The organism is Anaerotignum faecicola, assembly GCF_003865035.1.
GTDB classification, from domain to species: Bacteria; Bacillota; Clostridia; order Lachnospirales; family Anaerotignaceae; genus Anaerotignum_A; species Anaerotignum_A faecicola.
Genome location: NZ_BHVZ01000004.1, coordinates 226,108 through 243,947, shown reverse-complemented (window position 1 = coordinate 243,947; position 17,840 = coordinate 226,108). Strand labels below are relative to the sequence as shown.

The following is a 17,840-nucleotide window of genomic DNA, read 5'->3' as shown; positions in this document are numbered from 1 at the left end:
ACCTGTATCGGTTCTTTTCTTTCCGGAATAAATTAGCAATCACAATCATTGATGGCTAACAAACCAAACCAAGGAAGGTGAATAGGATGCAGGAGAAATATACAAAAAAGGCCTTTGATGTGCTGCAAAGGGCAAAGGAGGCCGCAGCAAAGCTGGGCAATGAATATATCGGCACAGAGCATATCCTGCTTGGGCTGACATTGGTGCAGCAGAGCGTTGCCGCAAAGGCGTTGGAGGGGCAGAATGTGACCTACCATCAGGTGATGGAGCGTATTTGCGAAATGCAGGGGGAAAAGCAGAAATTTTATCTCCCCTTGGATATGACACCGCGTGCAAAGCGTGTGGTGGAGCGCAGCAAGCAGGAGGCGGTGCGTCTGGGGGCAAATTATGTCGGGACAGAGCATATTCTGCTGGCACTTCTGCGTGAACCGGATACGCTTGCTATCACGCTTTTGGAGGATTTGGGCGTAGATATTCAAACACTGTATGAGGATATCATGCTGCTTCTGGGCGAAAGCGAGGCGCAGCCTGCCGGTGTGCAGGGGATGCACGAACGCCCGAAGGAGGAAATTTCCGAGACGGAAACACTGGATAAATTCAGCCGAGATATGACGGCACTGGCAAAGCAGGGAAAATTCGACCCGATTGTCGGCAGAGAGCAGGAGATTGAGCGTATCATTCGGATTCTGAGCCGCAGAACGAAGAATAACCCCTGCCTGATGGGTGACCCCGGTGTCGGGAAAACGGCGATTGTGGAGGGCCTGGCGCAGAAAATCAGTGATGGCAATGTGCCCGATACCCTGCGGCATAAGCGGATTCTTTCTCTGGATTTGTCTGCTATGGTCGCAGGCTCGAAATATCGTGGGGAATTTGAGGAACGCATGAAAAAGGCACTGGAGGATGTAAAGGCGGCAGGCAATATCATTCTTTTCATTGATGAAATCCATACCGTCATCGGGGCAGGTGCGGCAGAGGGCGCGATTGATGCCTCGAATATTCTCAAGCCTGCTCTGGCAAGAGGGGAAATTCAGCTGATTGGCGCAACCACTCTTGAGGAATACCGCAAGCATATTGAAAAGGATGCCGCCTTTGAGCGGCGGTTTCAGCCTGTGCGCGTGGAGGAGCCGACAGAAGCGGTTGCCGTGCAAATGCTGACAGCACTGAAGGACCCCTATGAAATGCACCATAGGGTACGCATTTCGGATGAAGCAATCGCGGCGGCGGTTAAGCTTTCCGCACGCTATGTAACGGAGCGATTCCTGCCGGATAAGGCAATCGACCTGATTGACGAAGCAGCCTCCTGTCTGCGTCTTTCTGCGTATACTGCGCCCACCTCCATCAAGGAGCTGGAGGCAAGAATTGCAGAGCTGGAGCAGGAAAAGGAGACTGCCATTAAGACAGAGGAATTTGAACAGGCGGCGGAAATCAAAAAGCTGCAGGATGGTCTGCGTACCAGTCTGAAGGCGGCAAAGCGCGCATGGGAATCCACGCATGACAGCGGCGAAATTGTGGTGACGGCAGATAATGTCGCAGAAATCGTTTCCCGTTGGACGGGAATCCCCGTGCAGAGCATGCAGGAGGAGGAAAGTCAGCGTCTGCTCCATCTGGAGGAAGTTCTGCATAAAAGAGTCATCGGGCAGGATGAAGCAGTGAAGGCACTGGCAAAGGCTGTCCGCCGTGGGCGTGTCGGCTTGAAGGACCCCAACAGACCCATCGGCTCCTTCCTGTTCCTCGGCCCTACGGGTGTCGGCAAGACGGAGCTTTCCAAGGCACTGGCGGAAGCGCTTTTCGGGGACGAAAATGCCATGGTGCGGATTGATATGTCCGAATATATGGAAAAGCACAGCGTTTCCAGAATGGTTGGCTCTCCTCCGGGCTATGTCGGCTATGAGGAGGGCGGTCAGCTGAGCGAAAAGGTGCGCCGCAATCCTTATTCCGTTGTGCTGTTTGATGAAATCGAAAAGGCATCCCCTGAGGTGTTTAATATTCTTTTGCAGGTTTTGGACGATGGACACATTACGGACGGTCAGGGCAGAAAGGTGGACTTCAAGAATACGGTTATCATCATGACCTCGAACGCAGGCGCGCGCAGCATTGCCGCCCCCAAGCGTCTGGGCTTTACGAGCGTGGAAACGCCCGAGCAGAGCTATGAAATGATGAAAAAGGGCGTGATGGATGAAATCAAGAACATCTTCAAGCCCGAATTTCTGAACCGTATTGATGATATTATCGTGTTCCATCCGCTGGAAAAGGAGGAAATCACGAGAATTGTGCGGCTTCTGACGGATGTGATGGCAAAGCGTGTAAAGGAAAATATGAATATTACGGTTTCCTTTACCAAAAAAGCAATCGAAAAAATTGCCGAGGAGGGCTATGATAAGGCGTATGGCGCAAGACCGCTGCGCCGAGCCATCCAGTCTAAGATTGAGGATGCCTTCGCGGAGGAATATCTTCTGGGCAATATCAAAGCGGGGGATAAGGTTTCCGTTGGTCTGAAAACGAATGGATTCAGCTTCCGCGTTGTGAAATAATACAGGATTTTATGCAAAAGATTTCAAAAAATTAGCTATACCTGCAATCTATTTTGTGTTATAATCATAACCGTAGTTTTATCCGCTGACAGTGGAGCACAAACAAAGGTTCAAACGTCGGGAATCTCTTTTTTTCGGGTTTCTCGGGCGAGGCACAATAGAGAAGCGAGTGGAGGTACTGAAAATGGCAGTAATCGAAGAATTGATTAGACAGGAAGACAATGGCACAATCAGTTTCGGCAATCATCTGATGGACGAAAAGAAGAAAGTCCTTGATTTTGAAGTGAGTGGTGACTTATATAAAATCAAAACCTTTAAGGAAATCACAAAGCTGGAAAAGAACGGTAAAATGCTGCTGGAAACAGTTCCCGGCGCAACCGTACATAATTTCACCGTAAACGAAAGAGGCGCAGAATTTACCGTTGAGGGGCTGGAGGATACACAGATTACCATGGAGCTGGAGCCCGATACAGAATATAAGATTTTGATTGACGATGTGAATGTCGGCAAGATGAAAACAAATCTGGCAGGCAAGGTAACCTTCAGCGTAGAGCTGGGTAAGGATACCCCTTCTGTTGCAATCGAAAAAATCGGCTGATAAAAAACAAAAAGGGACTGTAATCCGATGGGTTGGATTGCAGTCCTTTTATTATAGAAAAGATACGATTGAGGGAATGCTATGAAAATCAAAACAGTCTATCAATGTACAAGCTGCGGATATCAAAGCCCGAAATGGGCAGGCAAATGCCCCGATTGCGGCGAATGGAATACCCTTGCGGAAACGGCGCAGGTCAGGGGTAGCACAAAGGCGGCGAAGGCAGCGCCGAAGCAGCCGGTTTCCCGCCTTTCGGAGGTGGAAACGGGCAGTGACCAACGCCTGCTGACAGGCATTGCGGAATTTGACCGCGTGATGGGCGGCGGCATTGTGCGCGATTCCGTCACCATCATCACCTCGCCCCCCGGCGGCGGCAAATCCACCCTGAGCCTGATGGCGGCATCTGCGCTGGCAAAGCAGGGCTTTCGGGTGCTTTATGCATCGGGGGAGGAGAGTGACAGTCAGATTAAAAACCGTGCAGACCGTATTCTGGACACCATTGCGGAAAATATCTGGATTGTGGCGGACACCTCTATGGACAACGTATTGGACGCGATTCGGGAAATTGACCCCGATCTGATTATTCTGGACAGCATCCAGACCTTTTCTCTGGCGGAATTTCTGCCCTCGCGCGCAGGCAACCCGACGCAGACCATGGAATGTGCGTCTGCTCTGGTGGCGCAGGCAAAAAATAAAAGCCGCCCCAGAGCGGTGCTGATGATAGGGCAGATGAATAAAAGCGATGAAATCGCAGGTCTGCGCGCCTTGGAGCATCTGGTGGATGCGGTGCTTGTGCTGGAGGGCGAGGGTGCGGATGAGCTGCGGTGTCTGGTTGCAACGAAAAACCGCTTCGGCAGTACGGGCGAAATGGGCTTTTTCACTATGACAGAGGCAGGGCTTGCGTCCATCGAAAACCCCTCGGCTTATTTTGTAACGAAACGGGAGAGGGGCGATTCTGTTTCCGGCAGTGCGATTGCGGTTTTGAAGGAGGGCTCTCGTCCTGTCATTGCGGAAATCGAAAGTCTGGTTTCCCCTTCCTTCACGCCGTATCCCTCGCGCATCAGCGAAACCATGAAAAAGGATACCATGAATACGCTGATTTCCATTCTGGAGCAGAGGGGCGGCATTAAGCTCTATGATAAAAATGTTGTCATCAAGACCACAGGCGGTCTGTATCTGAAGGAGCAGGCGGCAAATCTTGCCGTGCTGATGAGCATTGCTTCCTCGGTTTATGATAAGCCGATTCCCTCGGATTGGGCATTTCTTGCCGATGTCGGGCTGACGGGCGAATTGAAGCGTGTTCCTTCCATGGAAAGCCGCATCAAGGAGCTGGACCGCATGGGCTTCAAGCAGGTTTTCATTCCCGCAGGCGGTATGCGGGAGCTGCATTTGGAGAATATCCGCGTGGTGGAAGCAAAATTTTTGTCACAACTTCTGAATCATGTCTTTGGGAAAAAAGGAAATGGATAAAGAATACAGTTTTTTGTCCACAATATAAAGACATAAGTATTTCTTATGGGTATTCGACACAATTTATGGTTTACGAATAGAAATTCCTGTATTATAATAGGGAGAAACTATGTTTTTCTAAGACAAGTTAAAAATGCTTTGGCATCCAAAGCAATCTATACAAAAACCGAAAAAGGAGGTATCCCCCATGCAGAACGTAGAAATTAGAAAATTTAAAAAGGTTCTGGTTGCAAACCGTGGCGAAATTGCCATTCGTGTGTATCGTGCGCTGAATGAATTGGGCATTCAGACAGTAGGTATTTTCTCAAAGGAGGATAAATATGCGCTGTTCCGCACAAAAACGGACGAGGCTTATATGCTGAACCCCGAAAAAGGTCCTCTGGACGCATATCTGGATATCAATAACATCATCAAAATTGCGAAAGCAAAAGGTGTAGATGCGATCCATCCCGGATATGGGTTCCTTTCCGAAAATCCCGAATTTGTTGAGGCATGCGAAAAAGAGGGGATTGCTTTTATCGGCCCCAATGTAGATGTCATGTATAAAATGGGGGATAAGATTTCTTCCAAGAAAATGGCAATCGAATGTAATGTTCCCATCATCCCCGGTGTTGACCATGCAGTCAGAAGTCTGGATGAGGTAATGGAGGTTGCCCGGAAGGTCGGCTATCCCGTTATGCTGAAGGCATCCAACGGCGGCGGCGGTCGCGGTATGCGTATTGTAAATTCCGCAGAGGAAATGCCCAAGGAATTTGAAGAAGCAAGAAACGAAGCAAAGAAGGCCTTTGGTGATGATAAAATTTTCGTAGAAAAATATCTGCGTGACCCCAAGCATATCGAAGTACAGGTGCTTGGCGATAAATACGGCAATGTGGTGCATCTGTTTGACCGTGACTGTTCCGTGCAGAGAAGACACCAGAAGGTAATCGAATTTGCGCCTGCCTTTACCGTAAGCCAGCCTGTCAGAGAAAAAATTCTGGCGGATGCAGTGCGTCTGTCCAAGCATGTAGGCTATAAGAACGCCGGCACACTGGAATTTCTGGTGGATGCCGATGAAAACTACTACTTCATCGAAATGAACCCTCGTATTCAGGTAGAGCATACCGTTTCCGAGGAGGTAACCGGTATTGATATCGTGCAGGCACAGATTCTGATTGAGGAGGGCTATCCTCTGAGTGCGCCCGAAATCGGCATTTCCTCTCAGGAGGATGTACACTGCAACGGCTATTCCGTGCAGCTGCGTATCACAACGGAAGACCCTGCAAACAATTTCATGCCCGATACAGGCAAGATTAACGTATATCGTTCCCCTGCCGGCAACGGTATCCGTCTGGATGGCGGCACAGCCCACACAGGCGCAGAGGTTACTCCTTATTATGACAGCCTGCTGGTTAAGATTATCGCACATGACAGAACCTTTAAGGGCGTGACCAATAAGGCAATTCGTGCGATTAAGGAAACCCGTATCCGCGGCGTAAAAACAAATATTCCTTTCCTCATCAATGTTTTGCAGAGCGAAACATGGAGTGAAGGGAAATGTACGACAACCTTTATCGAAAAAACACCTGAGCTGTTCCGCTTCATTCCCGGAAAGGACAGAGCAAGCAAGATTGCGGAATTCATCGGCAACCAGATTGTCAATGAATCCAAGGGACAGAAGCCGCAGTTTGACCCCATCGTTGTGCCTTCCTTCGGCAAGACCGAAAATGGCAAAACCATTGAGGTTCCCGGTGCAAGGGATACCTTCCTCAAGATGGGCGCAAAGGCGTATACACAGTCCCTTTTGAAGGAAAAACGCCTGCTGGTAACAGATACCTCCATGCGTGACGCGCATCAGTCCCTGATGGCAACCAGACTGCGTACCAATGACCTGATGGCCGCTGCACCCGCAACAAATATGGCAATGGCAAATGCCTTCTCCGTAGAAGCATGGGGCGGCGCAACCTTTGACGTTGCGTATCGTTTCCTCAAGGAATCCCCTTGGGTGCGTCTGCAGCAGCTGAGAGCGGCAATGCCCAACACACTGATTCAGATGCTCCTGCGTGCATCCAACGCAGTCGGCTATGCAAACTACCCCGATAACGTGGTGCAGAAATTCATTGAGGTTTCCGCAGAACGCGGCATTGATGTGTTCCGTATTTTCGATTCCCTCAACTGGGTGGAAAATATGAAGATGCCCATCGAGGTCGCGCTGAATACAGGCAAAATCGTAGAAGGCTCCATCTGCTACACAGGGGATATCTTAGACCCTAACGAAACAAAATATACACTGGATTACTATATCAGAAAAGCAAAAGAGCTGGAGGCTATGGGCTGTCACATCTTCGCAATCAAGGATATGGCAGGTCTTTTGAAGCCCTATGCGGCGAAGGAGCTGTTCAGCACACTGAAAAAAGAGCTTCACATTCCTCTGCACCTGCATACACACGATACAACAGGCAACGGTGTCAGCACCGTTCTGATGGCGGCAGAGGCAGGCGTGGATATTGTTGACCTTGCAATTCAGTCCATGTCCTCTCTGACCTCTCAGCCCTCCATGAACGCTGTTGTGGAAGCGTTGAAGGGCACAGAAAGAGATACCGGTCTGAATACCGAACAGCTGATTGAGCTGAGCCATTATTATCAGGGTGTGCGTCAGATTTTCACAGGCTTTGAAAGTGAAATGAAGACACCCAATACGGAAATCTATAAATACGAAATCCCCGGCGGTCAGTATTCCAACCTGCTGGCACAGGTTAAGGCAATGGGCTCCGCCGACCAGTTCGAGGAAATCAAGCACCTGTATAAGGATGCGAATGACCTTCTGGGCAACATCGTTAAGGTAACACCCTCCTCCAAGGTTGTTGGCGATATGGCAATCTTCATGTCCAAAAACGGACTGACAAAGGATAACATCATGACAGAAGGGGCGGAGGTTTCCTATCCCGATTCCGTTGTGGATTACTTCCTTGGCAACATCGGTCAGCCTGAGGGCGGCTTCCCTGCGGATTTGCAGAAAATCGTGCTGAAAGGGCAGAAGCCCATCGAGGGCAGAGCAGGCGCACTGCTTCCTCCTGCGGATTGGGAAGCTATCGAAAAGCATCTGCATGAAGCACATGCACTGAAGAAGGTGAACCCCAGAAATGTGCTTTCCTATGCACTGTATCCTAAGGTATATGATGACTATGTAAACCATGAGGAGGTTTATACAGACGTATCCAAGCTGAGCAGTGATGTATTCTTCTTCGGTCTGGCGAAGGGCGAAGAAACCTCTATCGAAATCGGCGAAGGTAAGGATATTCTGATTAAATATATCGATATGACAGAGCCCAACGCAGAGGGTATCCGTACACTGACCTTTGAAATCAACGGCGTTATGCGTGAAATTAAGGTTCTGGATAAGCACCTTGAGGTAAAGAGCGACGGTAAGCTGAAGGCAGATAAAAATAATCCCTTCCACCTTGGCTCCTCCATCCCCGGCACCGTTTCCAAGATTCTGGTGAAGGAGGGTGAGGAGGTTAAGAAGAACCAGCCTCTGCTGACGGTTGAAGCAATGAAGATGGAAACCTCCATTGTTGCAAATCAGGACGGCGTGATTGATAAGATTTATGTAAAAGAGGGCGAACAGGTAAATCAGGGCGATTTGCTGGTTTCCTTCGTACAGGAGGGCTGATATTTTTCAGTCGGTATAAAAATAACGAAGCTAAGGCACAATCCTTTATGGGTTGTGCCTTTTTCATGGGCTGATTTTTTATAGAAAAAAATTGTTCCGAGAAAAAAAGTATGCTATGATAAATTTATGATTTGACGAACCCTGATGAAGAAGAAAGGATGTAGCAGATGAATTGGAAAGACCGTTTTTCCGGCAGGCTTCTGTCTGCGGATGAGGCTGTGCGGCAGATTCGCTCCGGCGAGACCATCTCTATTGCGCACGTTGGCTCCGAGCCGTATGCGCTGGTGGATGCACTGGCACGCAATGCGGATGCCCTTACAGATGTGGATATGCACTTCATGCTTTCCCTCAGAAAGGAGGAGCCGCATATCGCGAAGGGGATGGAAAAGCATCTGCGCTTTTTCGGCTATTTTCTGGGCGGCAGCACAAGAGGGGCAGTTGCGGAGAGCAGAGCGGAATATCTGCCTTGCTTTTTCCATCTTTATCCCCGCATGCTCAGAGAACGTGGCGGTGTGGATGTGCTTCTGATTTCCGTTTCCGAGCCGGATGCGCATGGCTATTGCTCCATGGGGCCGGGGATTGACCATCTGCCTGCCTTTCGGGATTCCGCAAAGCTTGTAATTGCGCAGATGAACCGCAATCTACCGCGCGTGATGGGGGATTCCTTCATTCATTTGAGAGATATTGATATCATCGTAGAGGAGGACAGACCCATGCCGACCCTCGCACCGCCGACAATTACGGAGGTTGAGCAGAAAATAGGGGAATACTGTGCCTCTCTCGTGCAGGATGGGGATACGATTCAGCTTGGCATTGGCGGCATTCCCGATGCCGTTGTGACCTTTTTAAAGGATAAAAAGGATTTGGGTCTGCATACCGAAATGGCGGCGGATGGCATTATCGACCTGATTGAAACAGGTGTCATCAATAATAAAAAGAAAACACTGCACCGCGGCAAAAGCATTGCGACCTTCGCGGCAGGCACGCAGAGATTGTATGATTTTCTGGATAATAACCCCTGTTTTGAGCTGCATGGGGTGGAGCATGTCAATAACCCCTATGTGATTGCACAGAATGATAACATGGTTTCCATCAATTCCGCCATTCAGGTTGATTTGATGGGGCAGGTCAATGCGGAGGTAGTGAAGGGGATGCAGTTCAGCGGTGTCGGCGGACAGGTGGACTTCATCCGCGGCGCAACGATGAGTAAGGGCGGCAGAGCCATCATTGCCCTGCCTTCCACGGCGGCAGGCGGAAAAATTTCCAAAATTGTGCCGTTTATCGACCATGGCGCAGTGGTAACAACCCCAAGAACAGAAATTGATTATGTGGTAACGGAATACGGCATTGCAAAGCTTTGGGGCAGAAGCCTCAAGGAGCGGGCAAGGGAGCTGATTTCGATTGCACACCCCGATTTCCGCCCGATGCTTGCAGAGGAATACGAAAAACGCTTTGGCAGACCCTTAGATTAAAAAAACGTATGAAAAAAGCACTCCGGATGGAGTGCTTTTCGTGTTTTTATTTTCCGATGGATTTTCTGTATTCCTCTACTTCCTCGTCTGTCAGAGGCTCCAGCTCCTTGGGGTCCATCCATCTTACCCAGATGCGATCCTGCATTGCCTTGATATCCAGAGGGGTATCGAAGTTATCCTTATCAATGGGAATTACTGTATCATTATCCCCGTTGAACATGATTTCAAAGGGCTTGAATACACCATCCTCAAATACAAGCATATCGGAAGAATATACATTCAGTGCGCCTGCTTCGCTCAGAAGATGCTTTTCCAGTGCTTCCAGATTGGGGAAGGTAACAACCATCCAGTCTCCCTTCATATCGGAATAATCGAACAGCTGCAAGCCGTGGAAATCGATTTCCTCGTTGCCGCTTGCGCCCTTGTCATCATCCGCTTTGCCCTTCATGGCAACAGGTGTGCCGTTTTTGCCGTCCTTCAGAATTTCGGTTCCGGGGATGAAAGCATTCACGAATTTATTGATTTCATTGGTTCTAAACTGAGAACGAACCTGCGCAATGATACCGTAATCGCTGCTGTCATAGCAGATAGAAGCAACCTCATTCCAGAATTCACTTAATGTTTTGACCATTTCTATTACCTCCATATCAACTTTCATTACCTCATATCATACTAGCATTGTGTTCATTCTGTCAATAGATATTCATTCGGTCGGCTGATTTGAAAGTAATGCGCCGGCACCTTTCCGCTGAAAACCAGATCGGCAAGCATAATTTTTCTCTCTAATGTAATATCCTCCCGGTACAGTGGATTGACAATCCGAAGCTCTAAATGTACCGCAAGCCAGATTTTGTAGTTGATCTGATTGATGCCGACGGAGGAAAACGCCGTTTCATAATCCACCCTGACCGCACCCATAGGCAGAAGGGTGAAGGGGATTTTCGGCCCCTGATTGGCAAGAAGCCCCCAATGCGTTGCCGCGCCAAGCGGAATGGGAATAACCTCCTTGGGCAGTTCATCTAGCTGCTTTGTGATGTCGCGGCTCAGCAGGGCGCAGAATTGGTTTACGCATGTGGTGTTGGCGGTGTAGCTTTCGCCATCCGCCCCCTTCTGCAAAAGCGCGCTTGCATCTAATTCCATACGCGCAAGTGCATTTGCCGCCGCCTCGTCGATAATCCGATTCGCCGCCGCTTTGCACTGCATGTGCGAGATTTCCTTCAGGGGCGGCAGAAGGCTTTTTTCCAGAAGGAAAAAACAGAGAACCGTCAGCAGAGCAGGCAGGAGAAGGGGCAGAAATTTCTTTCTTTTTCGGTTTCGTTTTCTTTTTCGCATTGTCCGCTCCCTCCCTCTGCAATGATATGAGTGAGAAGGGCGAAGCATGCCTTTTCCTTGATTTCGGGGCTTTTTTTGCAATGTTAAAGAAAAATTAAACAAAGGTTATAGTAGAAATAAGCATGTTTTTGTGAAAATGTCTTTCTTTTGCGGTGAAATTTTGGTATAATCAAAAAGTATAATCTTCGCAAAATGGCGGAATATGGATTTTGTTCCATCCGTTTTGATTACACATGGAAATAAACAGGAGGCTTGAAATATGAGTGAATCTCAACACAGAAGGGGAGACGCGCAGGACAGAACGGGCGTAAGACAGACACGCCCTTCCGGCACAAGGCAGACACGCCCCTCCGGCGCAAACGGCACACGCCGACCATCCTCTTCCGGAAACCCGAAAAGACGCAGAAAGCGCAGAAAGAAACGCTCGGTCAACAGCAGAATCGGGAAGGTTTTGCTGATTGTTGCCATCGTGATTGCCTTTGCGGTTGCAGGCGCAATTCTGGGTACGGTGTTCGGTATTCTGCAAAGCACGGATATGCTGAATACCTCCGATGTTCTGCCCGATTCCTATACCTCTGTCATCTATGATGCGGATGATAACGAGGTGGATAAACTGCATGGCGAGGAAAACCGAGAATATGTGAAGCTTTCCGCAATCACAACCAATATGCAAAATGCAGTCATTGCGATTGAGGATCAGCGTTTTTATGAGCATAATGGTATTGATATCCGAGGGATTATGCGTGCGATGGCTGAAAATATTAAAACCATGAGCTTTTCGCAGGGTGCAAGTACGCTGACGCAGCAGGTGCTGAAAAATGAGGTGCTTGAGCGCGAAAAGAGCCTTTCCAGAAAGATAAAGGAGCAGTATCTGGCTGTTTCTCTGGAAAATGCGCTGAAAAAACAGCTTGGCTCAAAGGATGCGGCGAAGAAATATATTCTGGAGCTGTATCTGAACACGATACCGCTGCATCATGGTCTGCGTGGCGTAGAGGCGGCGGCGCAGTATTATTACGGCAAGCATGCCGGTGAGCTGACGCTGGCAGAGGCGGCAAGCATTGCGGGCATCACGAAAACCCCCAGCCTGTATGCGCCGGATGTCAATCAGGAGGCAAGCAAGGAACGGCAGATGACGGTTCTGAAAAAAATGCTGGATCTGAATATGATTACGCAGGCGGAATATGACGAAGCCGCGGCAGAGGATATCTATGCACATCTGGTCTGCAAGGATACTGCGGATGAAGAAAGCAACGCAAAGCATAACTGGTTTGTAGAGGCGGCAGTGCAGCAGATTAAGGCTGACCTGATGGAAAAGAAAAACATGACAGCCGCACAGGCATCCAATATGATTTACAGCGGCGGCTTGCAGATTCATACCACAATGGACGCTTCCATGCAGGAAACCGCAGAAGCTGCCATGAAGAATGATAATATGTTCCCGGCAGGGGATGGGAAGATGGATGTGACCTATCTGATTTCCGTTCTGGATACACAGAACCCCGATGAAAGCAGCAATCAGTCGCATTATGAAAAGAAAACAACCGTTACCTCGCAGGAGGAGGCAGATGCCTTTGTTGCATCCGTGAAGGAGGAGCTTCTGGATGAAACGCATACCTTGGTTCTGGATAAGCTGACGGTTTCTAAATCCCTGCAGGCGGCAATGGTCATCATGGATCAGAGCAACGGCGAAGTAAAGGCGATTGTCGGCGGACGCGGCGAAAAGCCCGGTGATTCAGTATTCAACCGTGCGACACAGGCACTGCGTCAGCAGGGCTCGACGATGAAGCCCTTGGCGGCGTATGCCCCCGCGATTGATACGGGACTGCTGATGCCCGGCTCCATCATCATTGATGAGCCTGTTACCTACGGCGGCTGGTCTCCCAAAAACTGGGACGGCAAATATATCGGGCCTACTACAGTGCGTCAGGGTATCTGGCATTCCATGAACGTGCTGGCGGTTAAGACCTTTATGATGGTCGGCGCGGATACGGCTTATCAGTATCTGCTGGACTTTGGCTTTACCACGATTGATGAACGGGATAAGGCGGCAACAACGGCACTCGGCGGTCTGACACAGGGCGTTTCCGTTCTGGAGCAGACGGCGGCCTATGCAACCATTGCCAACGGCGGCACCTATTATGAGCCGATGTTCTATAGCGTGGTGTATGACCATGACGGCAACGTGCTTCTGGATAATTCCGAACAGGAAACACATCGGGTGCTGAAGGAAACAACCGCCTTCCTGCTGACGGATATGATGCGTGATGTTATCACGAAGGGTACCGGTACGAAGGCAGCCATCAGCGGCATGAATGTTGCAGGTAAAACAGGTACCACCAATGATACCGTTGACCTGACCTTCTATGGCTATACGCCTTACTATACCGCCGGTATCTGGATGGGGTATGACAGTCAGAAGGAGATTATAAATGCAAATAACGCCCATCTGCGCATCTGGAGCTCGGTTATGAGCCAGATTCATTATGATAAGGGACTGAAGAATAAGGAGTTTAAAAAACCGGATGGCTTGACAACACGTTCTATCTGCTCTGCATCCGGCATGACACCTTCTTCTCTTTGCAACAGCGATTACTATGGCTATGGTGTAACGAGTGACTATGTTACAACGGATTTCAAGGGCAGCACAGGCGGCGGCACCTGCACGATGCACAAATCCTATACGATTTGCAGCGAAACAGGCAAGCTTGCGGGCGCAACCTGCCCGACCATGAATGTGGTTTTGGCGGTCAACAGTGACGGTACGATTAAGGGCAAGCCCTCTAAGGTTCCCGCAGGCAAGCTGGATATCAATATCAGCGCAACCTGCGATTCTGCGCATGTGAGCAGCGGTGATGATGATACCAACAGCACAGACCCCGGCACAACAGACCCCGGCAATGGACAGAACCCTGAGGATAACCTCTGGAATAATGAGGACTTCGGGATTCAATAAATAATAATTTACATTTAGGAGAATTCAAATGAGCGAACAGAATATTTTAGCAACAATTGACGGCGTAAACATTACAGATGCGGATTTGGACGCATATATCGCGAATCTACCGAAGGAGCAGCAGGCGTATGCGGCATATCCCCAGTTCAGAGAGCACGCACTGAAGCAGCTTCTGGCATTCCATCTGTATGCAAAGATGGCAGAAGAAGAAAAAATGGATGAAACCGATGAATTTAAAGCCATGATGGAACGGGCAAGAAAGGATATCCTTGCCCAGCTTGCCATCAACAGCGTTTTGAAGGATATCACTGTAACAGATGAAGAAATGCAGGCGTTCTACAAAGAAAACCCCCAGCATTTTGAAAAGGGCGAAACCGTACATGCAAAGCATATCCTGGTGGATTCCGAAGAAAAAGCACAGGATATCATGAACAAAATCACCGCAGGGGATATCTATTTTGAGGATGCCGCGAAGGAATTTTCCTCCTGCCCCTCCAATGCGCAGGGCGGTGACCTTGGCGAATTCGGCAAGGGTCAGATGGTTCCGGAGTTCGATCAGGCGGTATTTGCGGCTGAGGTTGGCAAGGTAGTTGGCCCTGTAAAGACACAGTTCGGCTATCATCTGATTAAGGTTGAGGATAAGAAGGACGCATCTGTAACCCCCTTCGATGAGGTGAAGGAACAGATTCGTGCAAATCTGCTGCAGCAGAAGCAGAATCAGGCTTATACCGAAAAGTATAAGGAGCTGCACGATAAATACATGAAATAAGCGCATAGCAAAAGCCCCTCTGAAAAGAGGGGCTTCATTTGTGTTCTATTTTTATTCCATTAGGCTTATTCCTTTAAGCCCTCCAATGCGTTTCTGGCATTGCCAATCTGATTGGAATCGGGGTAATCACTGATAATCTTGTTGTAATATTTCTTTGCGCTTGCCGTATCTTTTTCTCCCTCTGCAATCTGTCCCAGATAGTAATAGATGTCATCCACAAAGTTTTCGTTGCTTGCGTATTTCAAGGCTGTTTCCAGATCGGTCTTTGCCTCTGTCATGTTTTTGCTTAGGAAATCACTTTTTCCTTTGGTGTAGTAGGCATCTGCCGCCTTGGGGTAAAGCTCCGCCTTCAGAGAATTATATTTCGCCAAATCATCATCACTAAATCCAACCGTATCAATGGATTCAAAGGTGGTGATGCAGGCTTCATAATCGCCGTCTGTCATCTGCGATACTGCCGTTTCCAGCAATTCCAGATTCGCCTGCTTATTTTCCTCGCTGCGCAGCTGCTTGTTTTCCTTTTGCAGCTTTTGCAGTTCTGTCCGCATTTCCAGAACCTCCTCCGGTGTCATATTGGTTTCACCGGAATAATTTTCAACAGCGGTCTGCAATTCCTTGATTTTTGCATCCTTATCCTCATTTAGCGCAGGCACAATCAGCACCAGAATCACCAGAGCTGAAATCACAAGCCCGATTACAAAGGCAATCATGTTGTGCTTTTCCAGAACGCTGCTGCTTCTGTCCTTGCGCTTATAGCCGGGAAGGGGCGGATTGCTGTCTGTTTTTTTCACGCTGACTGCCGCAGAGGCTTTATTTTTGTCTCCCTTTTTCAGAGTGGGAGAGGGCACATTGCCAATCAGCTGTGCATAATGCAGGGCAAGAGGATTGCGAATATCCCGTTTCAGCACGATTTCATTAAAATGCAGTGCGCGCTTAAGATTTTTATCCTCAATGCAGCAAAGCGTCATCAGGTTATAGGCATCAATGAAATTCGGGTTATTGTCAATGGATTTTTTCAGCTGAATAATGGCTAAATCATCACTGCCCTGCTTCAGATAGGTAATCGCCTGATTATACATCCGCACCGCATCATTGCATTTTTCCATTTCTCTGGCGTTTTTCTGCAAATACGCCATATAGCCTGCGGCAGCATTTCCTTCGGGCAGAAGGGAGGAGCTGATAATCCAATGTCTGAGGGCATCCCCGATGCGCCCCGTTTCGCAATAAATCAGACCGAGAAGATTTCTCGCCTGTATGTTATTTTTATCAAAAAGAAGGCTCTGTTCCAGATTTGCCGCTGCACCGGAGAGATCGGTTTCTCCGGCTAAGGTAAGCGCTTCGTTATAAAGACGGATGGATGCATTGCGTGCCTTTCGGAACACATACACATCTACGCCGCAATCGGGACAGCGACAGCCCTCAGAAAAATTAAAACCACAATTCGGGCATTTCATGTCATTCTCTCCTTTTGCTTATTCCTGAGTGGGGGGCTGCTTTTTCTCCTTCGCAATATGCTGTAGGATATCCAGAAGATCCTGCATTTCGGATGTATGCAGGGATGCTTCGATCTGGTCGATTTCCAGAATGGGCTGATATCTGCTCAATTCTTCTTTAAAATTAAACACAGGACATTCCTCCGTTTCAAATACTTTTTCTATGTGCTTCAGTTTAGCTGTTTTTACGGTGCTTCAGATAGGTGCGCATGGCTCCGATCATATATAAGGAACCACAGCAAAGAATAATGCCGTCCTGAGGGGTGAGGGTGCGCGCCCTTTCATACGCCGCCTCAATTTCCTTTTCCATCTCCACCGTACCGCTGAAATCGGAAACAGAGCGGGCAAGAGAAAATACATCCAGCCTTCTCTCGCTGTGCGGCTCAGTCAGAATCACCGTCTCCGCAAAGGGAAGAATCTGCTCTGCCATCCTCCGATATTCCTTATCCCCCAGAATACCGAGAATAAGGGTAACCTTTTTTTCCTTGAAATAAACCGAAAGGGAATTTGCCAGCTGCCGAATCCCATCCGCATTATGCGCGCCATCCAGAATGACAAGCGGCGCTCTGCCGCAAAGCTCCATCCTGCCTGCCCAACGGGCATTTTTCAGTCCATTGCGAATTGCTCCTTCGGGAATCGAAAGACCGTTTTTGTTCAGCACAAGGCAGGCCTCCAGAACCGCAAGGCAATTTTCAAGCTGATAAGTGCCAAGCAGAGATAATTCCAGATTTTCCAAGGAAAAACATTTATTTTTGACAGAAAAAACAGTCCCTTCCAATGTTTGCGAAGCGACCCTGATTTTTGCGTCATTCAAACAATAGAATGGAGCATCCATCCGAGCTGCTGCATCCTTAATGATATTATATACTAATTCCGCTTGGGAATACAACACCACAGGACAATTTTTCTTAATGATGCCGGATTTTTCCATAGCAATTTTTTCAATCGTATCCCCCAAAAAATCCGTATGGTCAATGCTGATAGACATGATGAGCGAAAGCAGAGGGTGGGGAACGACATTCGTGGCATCAAATCTGCCGCCAAGCCCGACCTCCAGAATCAGAACATCCACCTGCTTTTCATAAAAATAATGAAACGCCACACCGGTTGTAATTTCAAAAAGCGTCGGAACAGGCTTGCCTTCTGCCGCCAGCTTTTCGCAGAGCTGCCGCATCAGGGTGATTTCCTTTGCAAAATCATCATCCGAAATTTCCGCACCATTGAGGAGATAGCGTTCATTGTATCGCTCCAGATGGGGGGAGGTATATGCGCCGACGCGATAGCCCGCCTCCTTTAATATGGAAGAAAGCATTGCCACGGCAGAGCCCTTCCCGTTTGTGCCTGCAACATGAATCACAGGAAGCCTTTGCTCCGGATTTCCAAGCAGATCACAGAGGTATTGTATGCGTTCCAGCCCCGGTATAGAACTAAAGCCAACATCTTCTTCCAAATAATGAATACATTCCTGATAATTCACAGGCTCACCTCCTGAATTTTGTCTATCCTCCATTATAACAAAGCTATGAAATTCTGCAACAGACTTAATAAAATTGAAAAGATTGATAATAACTTT

At 48.6% G+C, this 17,840-nt stretch carries 12 protein-coding genes; 7 read left to right on the top strand and 5 right to left on the bottom strand.

What is annotated here, in order from left to right:
* Positions 1–86 precede the first annotated feature (86 nt).
* From EJE48_RS08465 to EJE48_RS08445, 5 genes are all read left to right on the top strand, one after another.
* Positions 87–2,531, top strand: coding sequence for an ATP-dependent Clp protease ATP-binding subunit (locus EJE48_RS08465; RefSeq protein WP_124984495.1), 2,445 nt, complete (start codon positions 87–89; stop codon positions 2,529–2,531).
* A gap of 184 nt (positions 2,532–2,715) precedes the next feature.
* A complete protein-coding gene (locus tag EJE48_RS08460; RefSeq protein ID WP_016408134.1) occupies positions 2,716–3,129 on the top strand; it encodes a hypothetical protein in 414 nt (137 codons plus the stop codon).
* 81 nt (positions 3,130–3,210) lie between these two features.
* Positions 3,211–4,596, top strand: a complete 1,386-nt coding sequence (radA, locus tag EJE48_RS08455) for a DNA repair protein RadA (RefSeq protein WP_118582353.1) — start codon at positions 3,211–3,213, stop codon at positions 4,594–4,596.
* 187 nt (positions 4,597–4,783) lie between these two features.
* Complete coding sequence (locus EJE48_RS08450; RefSeq protein ID WP_118582350.1) at positions 4,784–8,248, top strand: pyruvate carboxylase; 3,465 nt, start codon at positions 4,784–4,786, stop codon at positions 8,246–8,248.
* A gap of 167 nt (positions 8,249–8,415) precedes the next feature.
* A complete protein-coding gene (locus tag EJE48_RS08445; protein ID WP_124984494.1) occupies positions 8,416–9,720 on the top strand; it encodes an acetyl-CoA hydrolase/transferase family protein in 1,305 nt (434 codons plus the stop codon).
* A gap of 46 nt (positions 9,721–9,766) precedes the next feature.
* Here the strand turns inward: EJE48_RS08445 and EJE48_RS08440 are convergent, their stop codons facing one another.
* Both EJE48_RS08440 and yunB read right to left on the bottom strand, forming a co-directional pair.
* Positions 9,767–10,351 carry a hypothetical protein gene (locus tag EJE48_RS08440; RefSeq protein ID WP_016408138.1) on the bottom strand — a complete coding sequence of 195 codons (585 nt, stop codon included), beginning with the start codon at positions 10,349–10,351 and terminating at the stop codon, positions 9,767–9,769.
* A gap of 53 nt (positions 10,352–10,404) precedes the next feature.
* Positions 10,405–11,052: a sporulation protein YunB gene (yunB, locus tag EJE48_RS08435; RefSeq protein WP_160117340.1), complete on the bottom strand. Its 648-nt coding sequence runs from the start codon at positions 11,050–11,052 to the stop codon at positions 10,405–10,407.
* Between the two features lie 259 nt (positions 11,053–11,311).
* Here yunB and EJE48_RS08430 point away from each other — a divergent pair, with 259 nt between their 5' ends.
* Both EJE48_RS08430 and EJE48_RS08425 read left to right on the top strand, forming a co-directional pair.
* Complete coding sequence (locus EJE48_RS08430) at positions 11,312–14,005, top strand: transglycosylase domain-containing protein (protein ID WP_124984492.1); 2,694 nt, start codon at positions 11,312–11,314, stop codon at positions 14,003–14,005.
* A gap of 28 nt (positions 14,006–14,033) precedes the next feature.
* Positions 14,034–14,774 (top strand): peptidylprolyl isomerase, encoded by a 741-nt coding sequence (locus EJE48_RS08425; RefSeq protein ID WP_016408141.1) that lies wholly within the window; start codon positions 14,034–14,036, stop codon positions 14,772–14,774.
* A 65-nt stretch (positions 14,775–14,839) separates the two neighbouring features.
* Here the strand turns inward: EJE48_RS08425 and EJE48_RS08420 are convergent, their stop codons facing one another.
* Genes EJE48_RS08420 through EJE48_RS08415 form a run of 3 tightly spaced genes read right to left on the bottom strand, consistent with a single transcriptional unit; the run spans position 14,840 to position 17,744 of the window.
* Positions 14,840–16,228 carry a tetratricopeptide repeat protein gene (locus tag EJE48_RS08420; RefSeq protein ID WP_016408142.1) on the bottom strand — a complete coding sequence of 463 codons (1,389 nt, stop codon included), beginning with the start codon at positions 16,226–16,228 and terminating at the stop codon, positions 14,840–14,842.
* Positions 16,229–16,246: 18 nt separating this feature from the next.
* The gene (locus EJE48_RS12275; RefSeq protein ID WP_016408143.1) at positions 16,247–16,399 is read right to left on the bottom strand and encodes a hypothetical protein; all 153 of its coding nucleotides are present in this window, start codon (positions 16,397–16,399) and stop codon (positions 16,247–16,249) included.
* Positions 16,400–16,442: 43 nt separating this feature from the next.
* Positions 16,443–17,744: a bifunctional folylpolyglutamate synthase/dihydrofolate synthase gene (locus EJE48_RS08415; RefSeq protein WP_160117339.1), complete on the bottom strand. Its 1,302-nt coding sequence runs from the start codon at positions 17,742–17,744 to the stop codon at positions 16,443–16,445.
* Positions 17,745–17,840: the final 96 nt, after the last annotated feature.